Origin of the sequence: Fibrella aquatica, assembly GCF_041321135.1 — a bacterium.
Taxonomy (GTDB): domain Bacteria; phylum Bacteroidota; class Bacteroidia; order Cytophagales; family Spirosomataceae; genus Fibrella; species Fibrella aquatica.
On the sequence record NZ_JBGGWF010000002.1, the window covers coordinates 447,198 to 466,906 of the forward strand.

The following is a 19,709-nucleotide window of genomic DNA, read 5'->3' on the forward strand; positions in this document are numbered from 1 at the left end:
TCCGCAAGTATTTTGCAAGAAAATTATCAAATATAAGAACATGCTAATAATGTTGCTAATATGATTTAACAAAACTAAAATAGACGAATCGAATTGCTAATGATATTTGCTAATAACAACTTCTTGTTGTTTATAGATCTTAAAAGGAGGGGACCTGCTTTGGAGATAACTGTCACGCACATCAATAAACACCTTTGCTTTGAAAACCAATTACTATCGTTTTATATATACTACTTATGAATTCCTCTATTCACCTTCCGGAATTAACTATCCAACTATACTCTCAACGTCCAAATAATGTAACCATCTTGCCAATTCTCTGATATCTATTGTTGATTGCATGCTTGCACATAGACTGACCTGTACAATATTTTAAACTCCGCCCATAAACCTAGGTTCTTAAAATCATCTCGAAATACATCATATAACTTCTACTAAAACATCATCATCATCTCCCGTCTTCAACTTATTATTGGTGCGTGAATTAGTCAGTAAGGATGCCAATCTCTTTTTTCCGCTCTTTCTCAAAGATGTGGAGTTACTCCCAAATACTTTCATAAAATCCTATAATGAAAAAGATACTTAATTTTTCAGCTTACCCTTTAACTGATTCCAGACCAGTTCGACCGGATTCAACCGCGCCAGCAGACCGCTCTGGACTATAAACACGTAACGACTCTAAATACGCTCGACCGGGTAACTGCTTCAGAAGGCTTTGACTGGGCTCGCTTCAACGAATAGAAGCACCATCCCAAATGATGAGTAAATCACGTTTACGGTAATGACCACAGATCTTCTTGAGAAACCAGACGATGATGTCTTCACCCGTAAACGACCGATCCTGACCTACTGAATAAATCCGATCTGTTCACGCATCAATAAAACCCATAATAGGTCTCAATACTATTGACCGGATCACCCAAAAAGTCAATATCAATGCTTTAATCGACGCCCAATTTGAACACAACCAGACGCATTCAAATAGACTAAAAAGTAATCGTCTTATATTTACACGCAGGTTGTAATCGCCTTGTCATGTCATATTAAATAGATTTGACTTTGATTATTAGCTCCTCCATTTTTATGACAAAATTTAATTTGCTTATAAAAATGCGACGAAAGTTAATACTGGTGATTTTCAACTAGTTAATACCACATTAATAAAGTTTAACTTTCTATTATGAGTAACAAAATAGCTCAGATTCTTGAGATTTGGACAGATCGTTCGCTCTTGCTTGATCCAACTTACAAAGCCATTATTGACGATGTAATACAAGATTTGAATGACGGGAAGCTACGTGTAGCACAGCCAGTCGACGGTGAAGCAGGGGGGGAGTGGATCGTCAATGAGTGGATAAAGAAAGCTATCCTACTCTACTTCGTCAGTCAGACAATGAAACCTGAAGAGGTTGGTATTTTTTCTTTTAACGATAAAATTCCCCTTAAGTCAGGCTTCGCCGAAGCGGGTGTGCGTGTCGTACCACCAGCCACTATCCGCCATGGTGCGTACCTGGCACCCGGCGCTATTTTGATGCCGTCTTATGTGAATATCGGAGCCTACGTTGGAGAGCGTACAATGGTCGATACTTGGGCCACAGTAGGAAGCTGCGCTCAGATTGGCAGCGACGTGCATCTGAGCGGTGGCGTAGGTATTGGCGGTGTTTTGGAGCCACCCCAGGCAGCTCCGGTTATTATTGAAGACGGAGCCTTTATCGGCTCACGCTGCATTGTTGTTGAAGGTGCCAGAATTGGCGCGAAAGCCGTTCTTGGAGCTGGCGTTACCATTACCGGCTCTTCTAAAGTAATCGATGTTACAGGTAACCAACCAGTAGAATATAAAGGGTTCGTGCCTGCTAATTCGGTTGTTATCCCGGGTAGCTACACCAAGGAATTCCCTGCAGGAAATTTTCAAGTTCCCTGTGCGCTAATCATCGGGCAGCGAAAGGCTTCTACCGATTTAAAAACTTCGCTTAATGAAGCATTAAGGGAGAACAATGTAGCAGTTTAACATTGTATAAGTTCGCTCTTGTTAATTTCAATAGCCCTGTTTTACAAATGTAATCCAGGGCTATTCTTTGTTCTACAGATTGACATTTGTATATTTACATTATTATGATTTACATTAGTAACAATCCTAATCAAATACACAGATGTCAATAAATGACAAAATTAAACAAGTGCTGACTATCAAGAATTTATCTCCCTCTTACCTGGCAGATGACATCGGAGTTCAACGATCCAGCATTTCGCATATCCTTTCCGGCAGAAACAGACCCAGCCTTGATATCATTCAGAAAATTGTACGTCGCTTTCCTGAATTTACATATGAGTGGTTCCTTGATTCCGACTTACAATTGTCAACCGACGATCATCATACTGAAGTGCCTCAAATCACTACTGTAACTCGTGCTCCCCGCCAACCTATTGCAAATAGTAGCTCATCATCATCCGTTACGATACCTGCTATATCTGAAGATATTTCGACGACAGATGATAGAAAAACGACCATTCCAAAACAAGACATTCTGGCTAAACATACAATTGATCGTATCTTAATCTTTTATACAGACGGGACATTCAAAGAATACACACCTGCTCTTTGAGTTGGGGGGACTTGAATAAAATTGTACCTTTTATTTCCAATTCTTGCCAACTAGCCTTTTCAATTCGTTTATCAGTTATGAACCCGTTTAAAAGATTACTATTACATACTTTAGGACTTACCTGGCTACCTGTTCTCTACAGTTGTTCCATTACCGAACCTTTGCGAACCGAACCCTATGAACACGGCGTAGTTGTTCTGGAAGCGGGCCAGGCAGGTAGGAGTAATGCCTCAGTCAGTTTCATTTCTCCTGAGGACAACCGTGTTTCTACCAACATCTTCGCCAATACAAACGGTAGAAGCCTTGGCGACCTTCTACGTTCGTACCAAGAGATAGAGGGCAAGGGTTATTTGCTGGTTAGTACCAACGATAAGGTTGAGGTTATTGAGAACAGCACTTTTCGGAGCATTGCTGTTATTGATGAAGGAGTAGAGCAATGTCGGTACATGGTACCTGGCCCACCACAAAGTGGATTCATCCTGAAAGGATACGTTAGTTATTGGGGTGGTAAAACCATGGCTCCCGGAGTGGCGGTTGTCAGTCTGGCCGACAGAAAAGTAATTAAACAGATTTCGGTAGGTCAAGGACCCGAGCAGATGGCGGTTGTCGGGGATCAACTATTCGTGGCTAACTCAGGCGGGGCAATCATTGGCAATACCGTTTCAGTTATCAATACTTCTACCGATCAGGTTGTAGCTTCTATTCCTGTTGGTGACGTACCCACATCAGTTGTTTATGATCCGACAGGAGGATTGATTCATGTGCTTTGCAGCGGCCGACCCACACGGCTAAATGCAGGAGGAATGACCACCGCAGAAATAGTACGAATTAACCCGGTAACCCGTCAGGTGGTGAGCCGTGTTAGTATTGGCGGTCGACCTATTTCCGGTAACCCTTCCAACCTGGTTTTCCATTCGGCCAGCAATCGCTTTTACTTTCTGTTAAAAGGAGCTGTATATACCAGCTCCGTCAACGCCAGTTCTATTTCAGTGGATAAACCTCTCATTAACCAGCCATTTACTGGCCTTGGTGTTGATCCGGCCACAGGGATCATTTATGGCGGCTACACACGCGATTCTACCAGGAACGCCGTAATTCGGCGTTTTCAGCCATCCGGCGTTCGCATCGATTCAGTTGCTGTCGGCTTTGTTCCTAACGGCTTTTACTTTAAGTGAGCCAACTTGGCTTGCTCACAACGTTTTACAGGAAATACAGTCTATTGCTATTTTAAAAACCCGTTATACTGACCATATGGCGGGTTTTTTAGTTAACTACCTCTCTAGTAATACATTAACGTTTCACGTGAATATGCTCTTTCTATAACCCACAGTACTCGTATATATTTAGTTGTATAATTTATATTATGTTAAGTAATAATCTTAAAAAGAGAGGAAGGCTGTACTAGCCTTCCTCTCTTCAACTTAGTTGCCTGGAGTTACACAAGCTACTTTCTTCTCTTCAAACTGCTTCAGAATACCTTCGACTTGCTCCAACGTACTGTTAAGTACTGAGTCATTGGCATTAACTGATTTAGCTTTCTGGAAATAAGGCAACGCCTGTTTGAATTTTCCGCAAACGCGACCTTCAACTTCTTTGCCACTTTTGCTATACTCAGCCATGCTCATATTATCAACTTCACTCTTCATCTCAACAGCGTCGTTGAAAATACCAACACCTGTGTTGAAGTTTGCTTCGAAGTTATTCGCATCGGCGGCAAGGGCTTTCTTATAATAATCACGGGCCATTGCTTTCGTTTCGTTAGCCTTTTTAGTCAACTCAGTAGCTTTAGTCTGCAATGCTACAGCATCAACGCCTTTCGACGCTTCTTCTTTCATCTGCTTGTCAATCTCAGCCATCTTTCCCTTCTGCTCAGCAATTCTTCCCTGAACCTCGCCCAATTGACGCTTCAATTCAGCGCTTTTAGGTTGCTTTTTAATGGCAGCAGTCAGACGGGCAATTTCGCTCATGTAGGTATCCAACACAGCTTTCTCATCAGCCATCTTCTTGGTCAATTTAGCTCCCTTCTTTGCCTCATCTGTTGCTTTCTTGGCATCGGCAGACAAATTCTGCGCGTTGTTGTCATACATGATACCAAGATTCACCGCTGACTGAGCATCACTTGGGTTTTTCTCATACAACTCTTTCATGCTTGTGATAGCCTCATCCATACGACCTGATGATTGCAGGATACTCACACGGGTGGTACCAAGGTCACGGTTGCTTGGGAATAGCTTCATTGCACGATCTAACGTACCCAGTGCTTTATCAACCTCTTTGTCGCTGTTATACATCTGCGCCAGGCTAGCCCATATCGTAACATCACGACCACCATTTTCAGCGTATTTTTCAAATTGCTGCTTGGTCTTGGTCATATAATCAGCACGGTTGGCACCCTCTCCTTTTGCCGACATGGCTTGCTGAGCACTGATACCCGCATACATCGGCGCAGTAGTGTCTTTCGCATTGATTGTCGACGCCAACGTCATGGCCGTGTAGGCATCATCGAAGTTCTTCGCCTGATACCGACGAATACCCTGATTCATCATCGCAGAATACAACATCTGTCCATTCATGGCCTCAGTAACCTCTTTGGTCATCTTGCCATTAGGCTCTACTTCCAACGCTTTCTTGTACGAGTCATAGGCGACCATAGCTGCATTTGAATCTAAAGCAGCGGCCTTTGTATCATTTGCCAACGCCTCATAAATCTGCGCCCGTGCAACCCACGTCTTGGCTTTATTTGCCAATTTCGGGTCATTGACGTTGTTATCAATTTCGGTTTTAGCTTTGTCAAGCGCACCTTGTTCCTTGAACAAAAGCGCTTTGTTTTGGGCCATAGCTGACACTGATAGCAGTGTAGCTGCCGATACGGCCATCATGGTTTTCACGGAATGTGTCATGGAATGTGCCATCGTTTGATGTGCCATGTAGTCTTACTTAGTTTTGTTCAACAATTGGGCGAAAATACACATTTCACCCGGCATTTAGACAGAAAAAAGAGCCTCCGGTTTAATCCGAAGGCTCCTGAAAAACACTTTAGTATCGGCTATCTACCGCTTATTCAGTAACTTCCGGTGCTGGACCTTCTGTATCAATAGCTTCGGTTGCCTCTTCAGCTACTTCTGTTTCGTCGCGCAAAACAGTCATTACCGACGAGATAGCGTCGCCTTCGCGTAGTTTTATGATCCGAACACCCTGCGTATTACGGCCAATCACGTTAATAGCCTGTACCGGCGTACGCAGTAAAATACCCGATCGGTTGATAACCATCAAGTCGTCACTATCCGATGCCTGCAGAATACCAACCAAGGCACCTACCTTCTCAGTTATTTTCAACGTCCCTACGCCTTTAGCGCCACGGTTAGTAACCCGGTACTCATCAATAGGCGATCGCTTTCCATAGCCATTTTCAGAGATAACGAGTAACTGAGCGTCAGGTCGGCCAATGCAAACCATCCCAATTACGCGATCATCATCAGCTTCGTCGTCAAGGGTGATCCCTTTTACACCGGCTGCCGTACGCCCCATCGGACGTACCCGGGTTTCATGGAAACGAACAGCCTTTCCAGCCCTAGACGCAATAACAAGATCATTGTCGCCATTGGTCATCACCACATCCAGTAACCGATCGCTCTGGTCAATGGTAATGGCAATAATACCCGTCCTACGCACATTCGAGTAAGCTTCCAACAAGGTTTTCTTGATGGTTCCCTGCTCTGTACACATAACAATAAAGTTATTCTTGGTATAGTCAGGATCGTCCAGGTTTTTGACATTGATTACCGCCCGAACTTTATCATCACTATCGATCTGAATATAGTTTGGCAGTGGTTTACCTTTGGCGTCACGAGCTCCTTCCTGAAGTTTGTAAACAGGTAGCCAGTACATGCGTCCCTTCTGTGTGAAGATCAGCAACGTATTGTGCATGGTAGCTGAGTACAGGAATTCAGTGAAGTCACCATCTTTCGACGAAGCACCTTTCGACCCTTTTGTACCCCTCCCCTGCTGACGATACTCGGTTAGGGCCGTACGTTTGATGTACCCCTCGTGCGAGATCGTAATGATCATCTCCTCATCATCGATCAACGATAAATCGTCAAGATCACCATCACCCAGAGCATTAATCTGGGTACGTCGCGGATCACCAAAACGACTCCGTAAGTCAGCGAGTTCTTCCTTGATGATTTGTTTCTTACGCTCATCCCGGGCCAAAATATCGTTATAGTCAGCGATATCACGCATCAACTCATCGTACTCAGACTGAATTTTGGCACGCTCCAAACCGGTTAACCGCTGGAGACGCATTTCCAGAATGGCTTTCGCCTGAATTTCTGACAAGGCAAATTTCTCGATCAGGCCATTCTTAGCCACCTCGGCATCTTTCGACGAACGAATCAGTTCGATGACTGCATCGATGTTGTCGAGAGCGATAAGCAGACCTAACAGAATATGCGCCCGCTTTTCCGCTTCGCGTAATTCATACTGGGTACGTCGTGTAATTACCTCATAGCGATGCTCTACATAATAGCGCATCATGTCTTTGAGGTTCAGAATCATAGGCCGCCCTTTTACCAGTGCTACGTTATTAATACTGAACGACGACTGCAAGGCTGTATGCTTATACAGGTTGTTCAACACCACACTGGCATTGGCATCCCGTTTAATATCGTACACTACCCGCATTCCATCCCGATCTGACTCATCACGGAAAGCCGATATACCTTCAATTTTTTTCTCGTTAATCAGATCAGCGGTTTTTTCGAGCATCACCGACTTGTTGACCATGTACGGAATTTCCGTTACGATAATCTGCGTCTTGCCTCGGTTTTCTTCGATAGTTGCATTAGCACGGATAACGACCCGGCCACGACCCGTATGAAACGCGGAATGAACCCCGCTCATACCAAAGATGGTACCACCCGTTGGAAAATCGGGAGCCACCACAAACTTGATCAGTTCATCGATGGTAATTTCGGGATCATCCAAAAAGGCGGTTATACCGTCAACAACCTCAATCAGGTTGTGCGGGGCCATGTTCGTAGCCATACCTACCGCAATACCCGACGAGCCATTCAAGAGCAGGTTGGGCAGTTTGGCCGGCATAACGGTTGGCTCTTCCAGCGAATCATCGAAATTGGGCTGAAAGTCAACCGTTTCTTTATAGATATCGCCCAGCATTTCGTCAGCAATCCGTTTCAGACGCGCCTCTGTATAACGCATGGCTGCCGGCGAATCACCGTCTACTGAACCAAAGTTACCCTGACCATCAACCATCGGGTAACGCAATGACCAGTCCTGGGCCATACGAACCATGGTATCATACACCGATGAGTCGCCATGCGGGTGGTATTTACCCAATACCTCGCCAACAATACGGGCTGATTTTTTGTGTGGTTTGTTGTAGTTAACACCCAGTTCAGCCATGCCAAACAATACGCGGCGGTGAACGGGTTTGAGACCATCACGCACATCAGGCAAAGCCCGTGAGATGATGACTGACATCGAATAGTCGATGTATGCCCCGCGCATTTCGTCCTCAATATTAATCGGAACGATGCTGTTAGGGTTCTCCATTTCGGGAGTCTGTTCTGCCATAAACGGAAGGGGGAATTTCGCGAAAATTTGCAATTTTTACCCGTACCGTTTCACACGGAAGGGCTATACACAAATATACAAAATTTTCGGCAAACAGTGAAAACAAACCCTCAAATCAAGGTTCTAAAGGCGTATACACCTATTTTACGAACCACACTCCAACGTAAATTTATAAGCCGTGGAACATACCTATGTTCTTACTGAAATACAATTGTTCGCTATCTAAAATAGTATCCCAGAAAGAAGATAATTCTACACTTTATTGGCCAACTCTGGTTTGCCAGAATTGCCTGCTAAGTAGCTTAAAGACAATAATTTTTACGCTTTTAAACGAGGGTCAAACGCAAACGCTTCAGTACGAAGCAACTCAATTTGAGTGAAAGAAGAATGGGCAGGATTTAGCAGGTAATTCCATTCTTGCGGTACAATGGCCGATGGCACTCGTAACACCGGTGCAATACCTCGCTTAAGCCACTGCTCACCAATCTGCTGACAGATGTCGTAATTCTGATAATCAGCCCAATCCATCGGCAATTCTGCCAATGAAACAACCTCAACAGGTAGTACATCAGGTACGTTTATAACCATAACCCTAAATAGTTCCTGTAGGCCTTCACCACTGCGGTGAACCACGTTTTCCAGACAGGCCAATGCACGGCTGCCAGCCGTGTATATCACAAACCGCCCCCGCGTATTCCAGCGGGCCACACCGCCTGATGCAACTAGTTTATCGGTATAAATGGCCCGGGTAATTCGATATACTTCCACGCTTAGGCCAGATCACCGTAGTCGATACGGATAAGTTCGTCCATAATGAGGTCAATACCACCAGAGGTATGTAGCAGTGCAAAGGGTATCTGCCCACCTAGCCCAAAAGCAGGTTTATCCATCCAGCGACGAAAGGCTTCACCAGAACCAAAAACATCGCCTCCCCGATTGAAAAGTGCCTGAATCTTAAGCACCTTCTCACTATCCTGCGGATTTAAGGAGCGACTTTCCCGCTGATAACGTTGAAACGTTTTCAGTGACGTATCAAAAACTTCAGCTACCTGTTCGCGCCGATAACCAGTTTGGTCGGCTACCTCAAAAAACAACAACGCCGGCACTCCCCGCAAGGCGGCAAGTACTAACCGGTTTCGATCCTGAATATTCATATATTCGAATAGTGGACGTTGGATGTTAAAGCATCCAATATAGACATTTGTCTGTCAAACACAGAATTTTGTCTAAATGTTCAGGTACGTTAAGACGCACTCCCATTGCTGAGCCACCAACAATACGGCAGGTCTATTCGTTATTGAGCCAAACCCCAACTAAATTTCACCATGAGGCAACCACTTTACATATGTCTGCTCGTGCTAACCGTTTGTATTTCAGGATTTAGCCAATCTAAAAGCGATGTTGACGGAGCCTGGCAATTAACTGATAGGTCGGGTCAGTCTACCATTGTCACTATCGTAGCCAACTATCTGATGCAGACTACCTATACTGCCAATCAATTTATAGCTACCCGTGGTGGTGCCTGGAAACGTAATGGCGGCAAACTTTCAATAACCGTAGAATTTGACACCAAAGACAGTGGCCGCGTGGGGCAGGTCGAAACTTACAACATTGCTATAAATAACCGACAACTAACGCTGGATGGACCGGCAGGAAAGCAGGTTTTTTCTCGGTTGGATGAGCCAACCTCATCGACGCCAATGGCCGGACTATGGCGCATTACGGGCCGGGTAAATGAAACCGGGCAACGAACAACCATGCAGGCAGGCCCTCGAAAAACCATTAAATTATTAACTAGAAGCAGGTTTCAATGGGCAGCCATAAATCCGCAAACGAAGCAGTTTATGGGCACTGGCGGCGGAACGTACCTGAAAGAAGGTGATCAGTATACCGAAACAATCGATTTTTTTTCACGCGATAATAGCCGCGTGGGCCGTTCGCTCACGTTTACGGTAAACCTTACCGGCGATGATTGGCAACATACCGGAAAAAGTTCGACCGGCGGTGTTGTAAACGAAGTATGGAGTCGGGAGAAGTAACGATATGATAATCTCCCCTACCCGACTCCCGAAAGCTGCTACACAGCTACTTCCATAAATTTATCTTGCTGAAGCACCAGCTTCATTCGTTCGCCTAATTCGTCTGATGCTTTCATCAGAGGCAAACGCACATCAGACTCGATCAGACCAATAATTTCCAGGATTTTCTTAACGCCCACCGGATTACCTTCTTCGTAGAGTAGTGGATCAATGCGCAGAAAATGGCCTAATTCGCGACCTGCTGTACGGAAATCGCCCTGCAGAGCAGCGTCGATTACGCCGCAGAAACGGGCTGGAAAAGCATTGGCAACTACCGACATCACCCCTACTCCACCAATACTGATAATGGGTACACCCTGCACGTCATCGCCCGAAATAAGCAGAAAGTCCTCTGGCTTGTCGCGCGCAATTTCCATGCATTGCTCAATCACGCACGATGCCTCCTTAACACCGATAATGTTGGGGTGCTGAGCCAGTTCAACAATCGTTTCGGCCGACATATTGATCCCCGTCCGAAACGGAATATTGTACAGAATAACCGGCACCGGGCTGGCATCGGCCACGCGCGTAAAATGCTCTATTACACCACGTTTGCCGGGCTTATTATAGTACGGACAAACCGACAAAATGGCATCAACCCCGTCAAAATCAATATCCTTCATGCCGGCAACAACGTCTGATGTCACGTTGCCTCCAACCCCAAAAACGATAGGCAGATTGCGCGGATTGTTCTCTTTAAGATATTGAAGTAGCTGCCGTTTTTCGGCTTTGGTCACCGTGGGCGACTCACCCGTGGTGCCCTGAAGCACAAAGTAGCGCACGCCCCCTTCTGAGACGTGGTTTATTACCCGGCCAAAACCATCGAAGTCGATGGAATGGTCCGCATTGAAAGGTGTTACGATGGCAACACCCACACCGTGAAACTGTGTGTGCATGAGCAGAGAATAGGCATATGGCCTCTACAAAGATAACAGTTATAAGTTTCAAGTTTTAGGTTCCAGGTTTCAAACGGTTCGCCATTGCGGTGCTTCGCTGTTAAACCGTATCTTCCCAAAGCAGCGCATCGCAACGGCGGACTGCTTGAAACCTGGAACCCTAAACTTGAAACTTATCCAAGCATGGCAATGAATTCGTCTTCGCTGAGTTGAGGTACGTTAAGTTGTTGTGCTTTCTGAACTTTAGACGGGCCGGCGTTTTCACCAACGATCAAGTAATTCAGCTTCTTCGATACCCCACTCAACAATCGGCCACCGTTGGCAGCGATGCGTTCTTCGAGAGCCTCCCTACTGAAATTAGCGAATGTACCTGTGTAGAGAAACGTTTTTCCAGCCAGCGACTCACTCTCTTGGGCAACCTCTTTTTTTTCTGAGACAAATGGTAATCCTGCCGCCCGGAGCCGTTCGATATACCGTTTGTTTTCCTCATCCTGAAACCACAGGAAAGCACTTTCGGCAATGCGTGGCCCTACGTCGGGAACGGCAGAAAGCGTTTCCAGCGTTGCCGCCATCAGAGCATCAATAGACCCGAAATAGTCGACCAGCCTAACAGCAGTCGTGTTGCCAACGTACCTGATTCCCAGCGCAAACAGAACATTGGCAAATGACTGTGACTTTGTTTTTTCAATAGCCGACAGAATATTATCGACAGTTTTCTGGCCAAATTTCACGGTACGCACTTTACCCGGTTCCTCGCTCCCATCGTCATGGACAATCGGACTGGCTGGGTACGTTCGTTGCAGGCCCAATAGTTTCTCACTGGTCAGGTCATATAGGTCAGCTGGGGTTTCCACCAGGCCGCGCTCAATGAGTAATTCAATCTTGCCTTCACCCAGACTTTCGATATTCATGGCCCGCCGTTGAATAAAATGCTCAAACCGAGCCTGACGTTGGGGCGGACAATGCTTTTCGTTCGTACAATAGAAGTGGGCTTCTTTTTCGCGCCGAATCAGTTCGGTACCACAGGCCGGGCAATGCGTTGGGTACTCGATGGGGCGAACCGCTTCCGTTCGTTTACTAAGATCAACTCCTGTTACTTTCGGAATAATCTCCCCTCCTTTCTCCACAAAAACAGTATCGCCGAGCATAATACCGAGCCGGGCAATCTCATTGGCATTATGGAGCGACGCCCGCTTCACCACCGTACCAGCCAGTAACACTGGCGACAAGTGTGCAACAGGGGTAACAGCCCCGGTACGCCCCACCTGATAGCTAACGTAGTTGAGCGTAGTTGATGCAGCTAAGGTCTTGTATTTATAGGCGATCGCCCAGCGCGGACTTTTAGCGGTGAATCCCAGTTCGCGCTGCTGATCGTATCGATTCACCTTGATAACAATGCCGTCGGTATTGAGCGGCAATGTAAATCGTTTGGTTTCCCACTCAGCGATATAGGCCATAACAGCTTCTATATCAGCACACTTTTTCCAGGTCGGGGACACGTTAAATCCCCACTTAACCATCTGCACCAGGCTTTCTTCGTGCGTATGGAACAGGTTATCGTCGGCCAGGAAAGAATAGATATAACAATCGAGCCCACGCTTAGCAACCGCGCCTGAATCCTGCTGTTTGAACGTACCTGAAGCCGCGTTTCTCGGGTTAGCCAAGAGCGGTTCACCAATGTCTTCCCGTTCTTTGTTGATCCGTTCAAACTCGGCTAAGGGCAAAAAGCCTTCGCCACGCACCTCAAACAGCGGGGGAAAATCGGTAGCGATACGAAGCGGAACCGTTCGGATGGTACGGATATTATTGGTGATATCATCGCCACGAACACCGTCGCCACGCGTAGCTCCCTGCACCAGTAATCCGTTCTGATAGGTCATGCTAAGCGCCACTCCGTCGAACTTCTGTTCACAGATGTACTCGAAAGATTCACCATTAAGCCCTTTGCGTACCCGGGCGTCAAATTCGGTCAGGTCAGCTTCGGAGTACGTATTCCCCAGCGAGAGCATAGGAAAACGATGGTACACCGTCGCAAAATCTTTACTAATTGTCCCACCCACACGAAGCGTTGGCGAATCAGGAAGAGTTAGTTCGGGATGTTGCTTTTCCAGCAGTTGGAGTTCAGTCAGCAGCGCATCGAAGGTAAAATCATCGACAACCGACTGACTGTGTTGGTAATACTGATCGTTGTAGTAATTGAGCTGGGTGGTCAGCTCCTGAATACGGTCTTGTGGAGACATGGATAAAGAGGCAATAGCAGTCAAAGAATGACCGTTTAGAAATGAATTACGAAGATGGCAGGGTTTAGCCATTCTGGCAAAAAATTAGTTTTCCAGACTTAGCTTTACAGTCCGCAAACCCGCTAGTCTCAAGTAGGTGTGCTTATGAGTTTATGATGACCGATATTCTACTGGCTCCGTCTATACTGGCCGCAGATTTTGCCAATTTACAACGCGATGTTGAACTGATTAACCGCAGCGACGCCGACTGGTTTCATATTGATGTGATGGATGGCGTTTTTGTCCCCAATATCTCCTTTGGTTTTCCGGTTTTAGAAGCCGTGCAACGGCATGCCACCAAACCCCTCGACGTTCACTTGATGATTGTTCAACCAGAACGATATGTCGATGACTTTGCCAAAGCAGGGGCCACCGCCATTACGGTTCACTACGAGGCTTGTACGCACCTGCACCGCACCCTCACCCAAATCAGAGAAGCCGGATGCAAAGCGGGTGTAGCCCTGAATATGCAAACTCCCGTTGACGTACTGGTTGACCTCACCGATGTCTTTGATCAGGTGCTGATTATGACGATAAACCCGGGTTTTGGCGGCCAAAAATTACTACCACTCTCGATTCCCAAAATTCAGAAAATGCGTCGACTACTCGCCGAAGCTGGCAGTTCCGCCCTAATTGGCGTTGACGGCGGCGTTGACGTGAAAACGATTGGCGCGGTGATTGCGGCTGGTACAGATTATGCGGTGGCTGGCACCGCGGTGTTTGGTGCTGACGATCCAATGCTGGCTATTCAACGGCTCAAAGAGCGGCCCGCACCTGGACTAGCCTAATCACTGTTCATCTCCCCAAATGGGGCCACCGTATCGAAAAACACCTATGAAACGAACTAGTATTCACCTGGCCATACTTCTGCTACTATTTACAGTCGGCGGTTGTAAAACCAACTCGCAGCAGACAGAAGCCCAGACTGCCTCATTAACCCTGAATACAGGAACAGATACAACGGCCCAAACAGCAACGCCGTTATCCGTTCCGGAATGGACCAAAAACGCAACAATATATGAGGTAAACGTACGCCAGTTTTCGGCTAAAGGTGACTTGTTGAGCGTTGAAACCCAGTTACCCCGTCTAAAGGAACTTGGTGTTGATGTAATCTGGCTAATGCCGATTTACCCGATAGGCAAAGAACACAGGAAGGGAACACTCGGAAGCCCTTATTCCGTAGCCGACTATAAATCGGTAAATCCAGACTACGGCACGTTCGAAGACCTCAAACATCTGGTTCAACGAGCCCATGACTTGGGTATGCGTGTCATTCTAGATTACGTACCCAACCACACGGCATGGGATCATATGTGGGTAAAACAGCATCCAGACTGGTATACGATGGAAAAGGGCAAAATGACATCGCCCGTTGATGAAAATGGGAAGCCAACCGGTTGGGATGATGTGGTGGATTTAAACTACAACAACCCCGATATGCGGACTGCAATGATCGATGCTATGAGTTTCTGGGTACGTGAAGCCGATATTGATGGGTACCGCATGGATGTAGCCAGTCTGGTACCCGATAACTTCTGGCAGGAGGCCCGACTTTCGCTCGACAAAATCAAGCCTGTATTTATGCTGGGAGAATGGGAAGGAGACCCCGCTCTGTTTCGTTCCTGCTTCAACATGAACTACGGCTGGGCCATGCACACACTGCTGAAAAATATTGCTAAAGGCAAAGCAAAAGCGACTGAGATTGACTCACTGCTAGCCAAGCGGAAACAGGAATATCCAGAATGGGCCTACCAGATGCAGTTTACGCAAAATCACGACGAAAACGCCTGGAATGGTACCCTGACCGAATCATTCGGTCCAGGAGCCAAGGCCTTTGTGGCACTGACAAGCACCATTGGCGGCATGCCATTGGTCTACAACGGTATGGAGTCGGGGCTGAACCGCCGATTGCAATTTTTCGAGAAAGATCCCATCGACTGGGGCACCTACAGCGAAACAACCTTCTACAAATCATTGCTGACGCTTAAACACCGTAACAGAGCCCTCTGGAATGGCAATGAGGGTGGTGAACTGGTTAAAATTCCGACCGGTCGAGACGCTCAGGTATACGCTTTTCACCGCCAGCGCGATAACGATCAGGTTATTGTCATAGCAAACCTAAGCAACCAGTTACAGACCATTCGACTGACTGGCGAGGGTTACGCCGGGCTATATACTGACGTGTTCGAACACAAACCCGTTGAGCTGAAAACAGGGATGACCATGACCCTCAAGCCATGGGAATACCACGTAATGACCAACTAACTGGCCTATTCATCAACTTATGTACCTGATCGACTCGCATCCTCCGTACCTCTTTCAGACAAGTAAACGCTGGCTATGTCTGCTCTGGCTATTGTTGCCTATGGCAGGACAAGGTCAGTCTATCCAATGGGCAAACCGAGTTGTTGGCGTATCGTCGGAAGGAAAAGGAGAAGGCGGCGGTAAGCAGATGAAAGCCTCGCAGGTGCTGGGTCCACCCAATATGCTGCAAGTGGTGAGCAGCAACCCCTGCGCCTGGGCACCAGCCAATGTCGACGGAAACACGGAGGAATATATCACCGTGGCCATGGCCAAACCGCAGGCCATTCGTCAGGTGCTGGTAGCCGAATCAGGTAATCCGGGGGCAATTGTGCGCGTGATCGTGTACGACACCAAAAATCAGGAGCATGTCATTTTTTCAGAGAAACAGGCGGGTATACGGGCTACCGACAAAACGATCGACCCGATGCTTCGGATTATTCTGGCAGACAGTTCGCTGGTAGGTCAGCAAGTAAAAGTGGTGTTGAACCCCAGCCGTACAAAAGGCATGAACCAGATTGACGCCATTGGCATCACATCTGCCGAAAAGCCCGTCGTTATCAGTGTGACTGTAGCTGCGAACACGCCCAAAAACCTGGAAAAAGAAAATCTGGGAAAATCCATCAACTCCCCAAGTCAGGAAGTAGCTCCCGTAATCGCACCCGATGGCAAAACAATTTACCTCACCCGGGTCCACAAAGACAATATAGGGAGTGCCAAAAATCAGGATGTATGGTACGCCACCCTGAACGCAGACCGAACATGGGGCGAGGCCAAGAACATTGGGGCACCTATCAACAACGCTGGTAACAACGCCATCAGTAGTATTTCGCCCGATGGAAAGACCATTTTCCTACTCAACGTAAACAAACCCGACGGCAGTCAGGATTTCGGCGTGTCGAAATCGACCTTTTCAAAAGGCGGCTGGTCCTTTCCCCGCGAATGTAAAATAACTAATAATTACACCCGACAGCCAACGCCAACAACAAACGGGGAAAAGAAAGAAAAAGAGAGCTACCCCAAGATGGAGTTTAGCGTCTCGCCAGAAGGAACAATCATGCTCCTGGCCCTTCAGCGTAAAGAAACGGAGGGAGATCGAGATTTATACGTATCGTTTCGTCAACCCGATTTTACATGGAGCGAGCCAACATCACTGGGAGCCGTTGTGAATACAGCCGCCGAAGAAAGTGCCCCATTCATTGCCGTTGATAACCGAACCCTTTACTTCACCTCAGAAGGCCATCCTGGATTTGGCGATGGTGACATTTTCGTTACCCGCCGTTTAGACGACACCTGGACCAACTGGTCGACACCCGAAAATCTCGGCCCTGCCGTAAATACCCCGGAATGGGATGGCTATTTTACCATACCTGCATCGGGCGATTATGCTTATTTGAGTTCACGCGCTAACTCATTGGGCGAAGACGATATTTTCCGGGTAAAACTCTATCCGGCTATCCGCCCGGAGCCCGTAGCCATTGTTTCGGGACAAGTACTCGATGCCATTAGCAAGAAACCGGTACCTACCGATGTTGTGTCGGGATTACTAGACACAGACAAGGAATTCAGCAAGGTAGAGTATGACCCCGAAACAGGCGAATACAAGATGGTTTTGCCTACGCAAAAAGCCTACAAGCTCTCGGCTCGTAAAGACGGCTACTTCCCTATTTCCGAAACCATTGATCTGACCCGGGACAAACGATTCCGCGATATCCGGCGCAATTTATACGTAATGCCCATTCAAATGGGCGCAAAAGTGATCTTGCGCGGCGTGCTTTTCAAACAGAGTGAAGCTGACTTACTTCCCGGATCAGAAGCCGAACTGGATCAGCTCACAGCACTGCTGGGGCAATACCCGACCATGTCTATTTTAGTGGAAGGCCATACGGATAATCAGGGCGAGTGGAACCTGAACATGAAGCTGGCAGAAGATCGGGTTCTTCGTGTGAAACAATACCTTAGCGCGAAAGGAGTGAGTGAATCCCGCATTCAAACCAAAGCGTGGGGCCCTAGTAAACCCATTGCCAGTAACGAATCGGAAGAGAAGCGAAAACTGAACCGGCGGGTAGAATTCACTATACTGACGTTGTAAGTTAGCGGGGGGTTGGTTTAACTTTGCAGCTATCCCCCGATGCCTGCGGGCTATGATCACCCATGAATTTTCGCCAAACCGGCCCCGTTTCTGCTTCCCGGAGTACCCTGCTTATTCTCTCCCTGATTTTGCTGGTTGCCTTTGCGCTCCGCATTTATAAGCTGGATGCCCACGGTATCTTTCTCGATGAAAAATTTACGCTGGTATGCACGCAGGGTGTAGTACAGGAAGGAGCCAATCAGAAAGACGTATTCTTCACCCCCGGCAAAACGTATTTTACACCCGCCGAATTCTGGAAGCCCAAAACGCTGGCCGACTATAACGAGGCCATTATTCGCAGCGACATCAGCAACAGTCCGGCCTATACCGGTCTGCTGGCCCTCTGGATTGAACTCTTTGGCATCGGCGACTATTCAACCCGTTTTCTTTCTGTCATCTTCAGCATGGGCGTTGTGGTGCTAACGTACCTGCTCGCCGTTCGCTATACAGGCTCTGAACGCGTTGGACTCTTTAGCGCCGCCCTCGCCGCCACCGAACCATTTTTTGTTGCTTATGCCCACGTGGCCCGTAGCTATAGCATGACGATCTTCGTCTCGCTGCTGTCAACGTACCTATTTCTACTCATTCTGGAACGACGGTCGGCAGGCAAACATCCCTGGGGTATGTATGTCGCCTATGGCCTGACGTATGCCATGACCATTTTAGGGCATAGTCTGGGCGCGATGGTGTTCGTGGCCCACGGGCTTTACCTGCTCTTCTACATCCGTGAGCTGAAAACGTACTTGGCCCTTGGCCTTACGTGGCTGATAGCCACCGTTGTCTTGCTTCTCCCCTGGTTTACCATCGGCGGCGGGAAGTACATATTCATGACTATGGCTTATCAGGCTCAGTTTTACCGCAATCTGGCCTATACTAACCCAGTAAACAATGGATTTGGCTTTATGCTGCCCGGCACGGTACCCAACGTGCTGAAGATGGCATTACCCGTTTTTGCCGACCTCTTCTGGCTCACCAACGGACTTACCCTCGACGCACTGGGCCGACGCAATACGGTGGTTGGCTTACTGGCCGGTATCAGTGCGCTGGCCCTGGTCTGGCGTTATCGGCGTGCCGTTACAGTGCCAGTCTGGTTACCGGTAGCCGTTCCTGTCCTGCTCAGCGGCGTATTGCTTATTGCCACCATCAAAACGGGGCAACAGGTTGTTCTCGCCGCCATACCGCTGTTTGGCTACGTACTGTATCAGGCAATCGGGCAGTACAAGCAGCCCGAGCAACGCCGATTTATCGTATTGATGGGCATGCTACTGGTGACACCAACGCTGTTTTTGCTGGCTATGGCTTTCAAAAACGACCATACTTATGGCATCACACAGCGCTACACCAGTTTCTCGTTTCCTTACGCGCTTATCCTGCTCGGTATGCTGTTTGATCAGCTACTCCGTATGCCACGCTACCTGCAATGGACACTAGGGGTAGTGACTCTGGTACAGGGCTACTACATTCTAGCCCTCAACAAACGCATTCTGGATGATCGGGCACCTAAATACACCCAATTTGGCGTCCCAAGAATCAAAAACCCATACATGACAGCGGCCTCATCTATCAAGCAACAATATGCGCCGGGTGATACCATTCTTTACCCTGCTATTCGTTTAAAACCCGCCGACGAAATCGAGAAAACCTACTGGCCTTTCTCGATCAAGGATGCGCAGATGACAAACCTGTACCTGCCCAGAGACGCCCGCTATTACCAACGCATGGACACTACCCAGTCGGACCGTATTTGGCTGGTAAAGGGGAAAACCGGGCAGCGCGTGCTTATCTTTGATTTTAAAGGTCAGACTTACCGGTACTAAAGGCCGTCC

14 protein-coding genes are annotated in these 19,709 nt (G+C 47.5%); 8 read left to right on the forward strand and 6 right to left on the reverse strand.

The window, feature by feature from the left end; all coding sequences use genetic code 11:
- Positions 1-1,180 precede the first annotated feature (1,180 nt).
- From ACAW87_RS05760 to ACAW87_RS05770, 3 genes are all read left to right on the forward strand, one after another.
- A complete protein-coding gene (locus ACAW87_RS05760) occupies positions 1,181-2,008 on the forward strand; it encodes a 2,3,4,5-tetrahydropyridine-2,6-dicarboxylate N-succinyltransferase (RefSeq protein WP_370722205.1) in 828 nt (275 codons plus the stop codon).
- Positions 2,009-2,150: 142 nt separating this feature from the next.
- Positions 2,151-2,603 (forward strand): helix-turn-helix transcriptional regulator, encoded by a 453-nt coding sequence (locus ACAW87_RS05765; protein ID WP_370722206.1) that lies wholly within the window; start codon positions 2,151-2,153, stop codon positions 2,601-2,603.
- A gap of 161 nt (positions 2,604-2,764) precedes the next feature.
- Positions 2,765-3,778: a YncE family protein gene (locus tag ACAW87_RS05770; protein ID WP_370722207.1), complete on the forward strand. Its 1,014-nt coding sequence runs from the start codon at positions 2,765-2,767 to the stop codon at positions 3,776-3,778.
- Between the two features lie 246 nt (positions 3,779-4,024).
- Here ACAW87_RS05770 and ACAW87_RS05775 read toward each other — a convergent pair whose 3' ends face one another.
- The 4 genes from ACAW87_RS05775 to ACAW87_RS05790 form a co-directional block, all read right to left on the reverse strand.
- Positions 4,025-5,530: a tetratricopeptide repeat protein gene (locus ACAW87_RS05775; protein ID WP_370722208.1), complete on the reverse strand. Its 1,506-nt coding sequence runs from the start codon at positions 5,528-5,530 to the stop codon at positions 4,025-4,027.
- Between the two features lie 130 nt (positions 5,531-5,660).
- Entirely contained in the window at positions 5,661-8,198 is a 2,538-nt protein-coding gene (gyrA, locus tag ACAW87_RS05780) for a DNA gyrase subunit A (protein ID WP_370722209.1), read from the reverse strand.
- Between the two features lie 318 nt (positions 8,199-8,516).
- A complete protein-coding gene (locus ACAW87_RS05785; RefSeq protein WP_370722210.1) occupies positions 8,517-8,966 on the reverse strand; it encodes an RES family NAD+ phosphorylase in 450 nt (149 codons plus the stop codon).
- Between the two features lie 2 nt (positions 8,967-8,968).
- Positions 8,969-9,352 (reverse strand): Xre family toxin-antitoxin system antitoxin, encoded by a 384-nt coding sequence (locus tag ACAW87_RS05790; protein ID WP_370722211.1) that lies wholly within the window; start codon positions 9,350-9,352, stop codon positions 8,969-8,971.
- A 171-nt stretch (positions 9,353-9,523) separates the two neighbouring features.
- Between ACAW87_RS05790 and ACAW87_RS05795 the strand changes: the two genes are divergently transcribed.
- Positions 9,524-10,237 (forward strand): membrane or secreted protein, encoded by a 714-nt coding sequence (locus ACAW87_RS05795; protein WP_370722212.1) that lies wholly within the window; start codon positions 9,524-9,526, stop codon positions 10,235-10,237.
- A 38-nt stretch (positions 10,238-10,275) separates the two neighbouring features.
- Here ACAW87_RS05795 and dapA read toward each other — a convergent pair whose 3' ends face one another.
- On the reverse strand, positions 10,276-11,172 hold the full coding sequence (gene dapA, locus ACAW87_RS05800; protein ID WP_370722213.1) for a 4-hydroxy-tetrahydrodipicolinate synthase: 897 nt from the start codon (positions 11,170-11,172) through the stop codon (positions 10,276-10,278).
- A gap of 173 nt (positions 11,173-11,345) precedes the next feature.
- The gene (gene ligA, locus ACAW87_RS05805) at positions 11,346-13,412 is read right to left on the reverse strand and encodes an NAD-dependent DNA ligase LigA (protein WP_370722214.1); all 2,067 of its coding nucleotides are present in this window, start codon (positions 13,410-13,412) and stop codon (positions 11,346-11,348) included.
- 155 nt (positions 13,413-13,567) lie between these two features.
- On the opposite strand from ligA, the gene rpe reads away from it, so the two are divergent.
- From rpe to ACAW87_RS05825, 4 genes are all read left to right on the forward strand, one after another.
- The gene (rpe, locus tag ACAW87_RS05810; RefSeq protein ID WP_370722821.1) at positions 13,568-14,239 is read left to right on the forward strand and encodes a ribulose-phosphate 3-epimerase; all 672 of its coding nucleotides are present in this window, start codon (positions 13,568-13,570) and stop codon (positions 14,237-14,239) included.
- 46 nt (positions 14,240-14,285) lie between these two features.
- Positions 14,286-15,716 (forward strand): alpha-amylase family glycosyl hydrolase, encoded by a 1,431-nt coding sequence (locus ACAW87_RS05815; protein ID WP_370722215.1) that lies wholly within the window; start codon positions 14,286-14,288, stop codon positions 15,714-15,716.
- A 19-nt stretch (positions 15,717-15,735) separates the two neighbouring features.
- Complete coding sequence (locus ACAW87_RS05820; RefSeq protein ID WP_370722216.1) at positions 15,736-17,844, forward strand: OmpA family protein; 2,109 nt, start codon at positions 15,736-15,738, stop codon at positions 17,842-17,844.
- Between the two features lie 62 nt (positions 17,845-17,906).
- The gene (locus tag ACAW87_RS05825; RefSeq protein ID WP_370722217.1) at positions 17,907-19,700 is read left to right on the forward strand and encodes a glycosyltransferase family 39 protein; all 1,794 of its coding nucleotides are present in this window, start codon (positions 17,907-17,909) and stop codon (positions 19,698-19,700) included.
- The last annotated feature ends 9 nt before the right edge of the window (positions 19,701-19,709 follow it).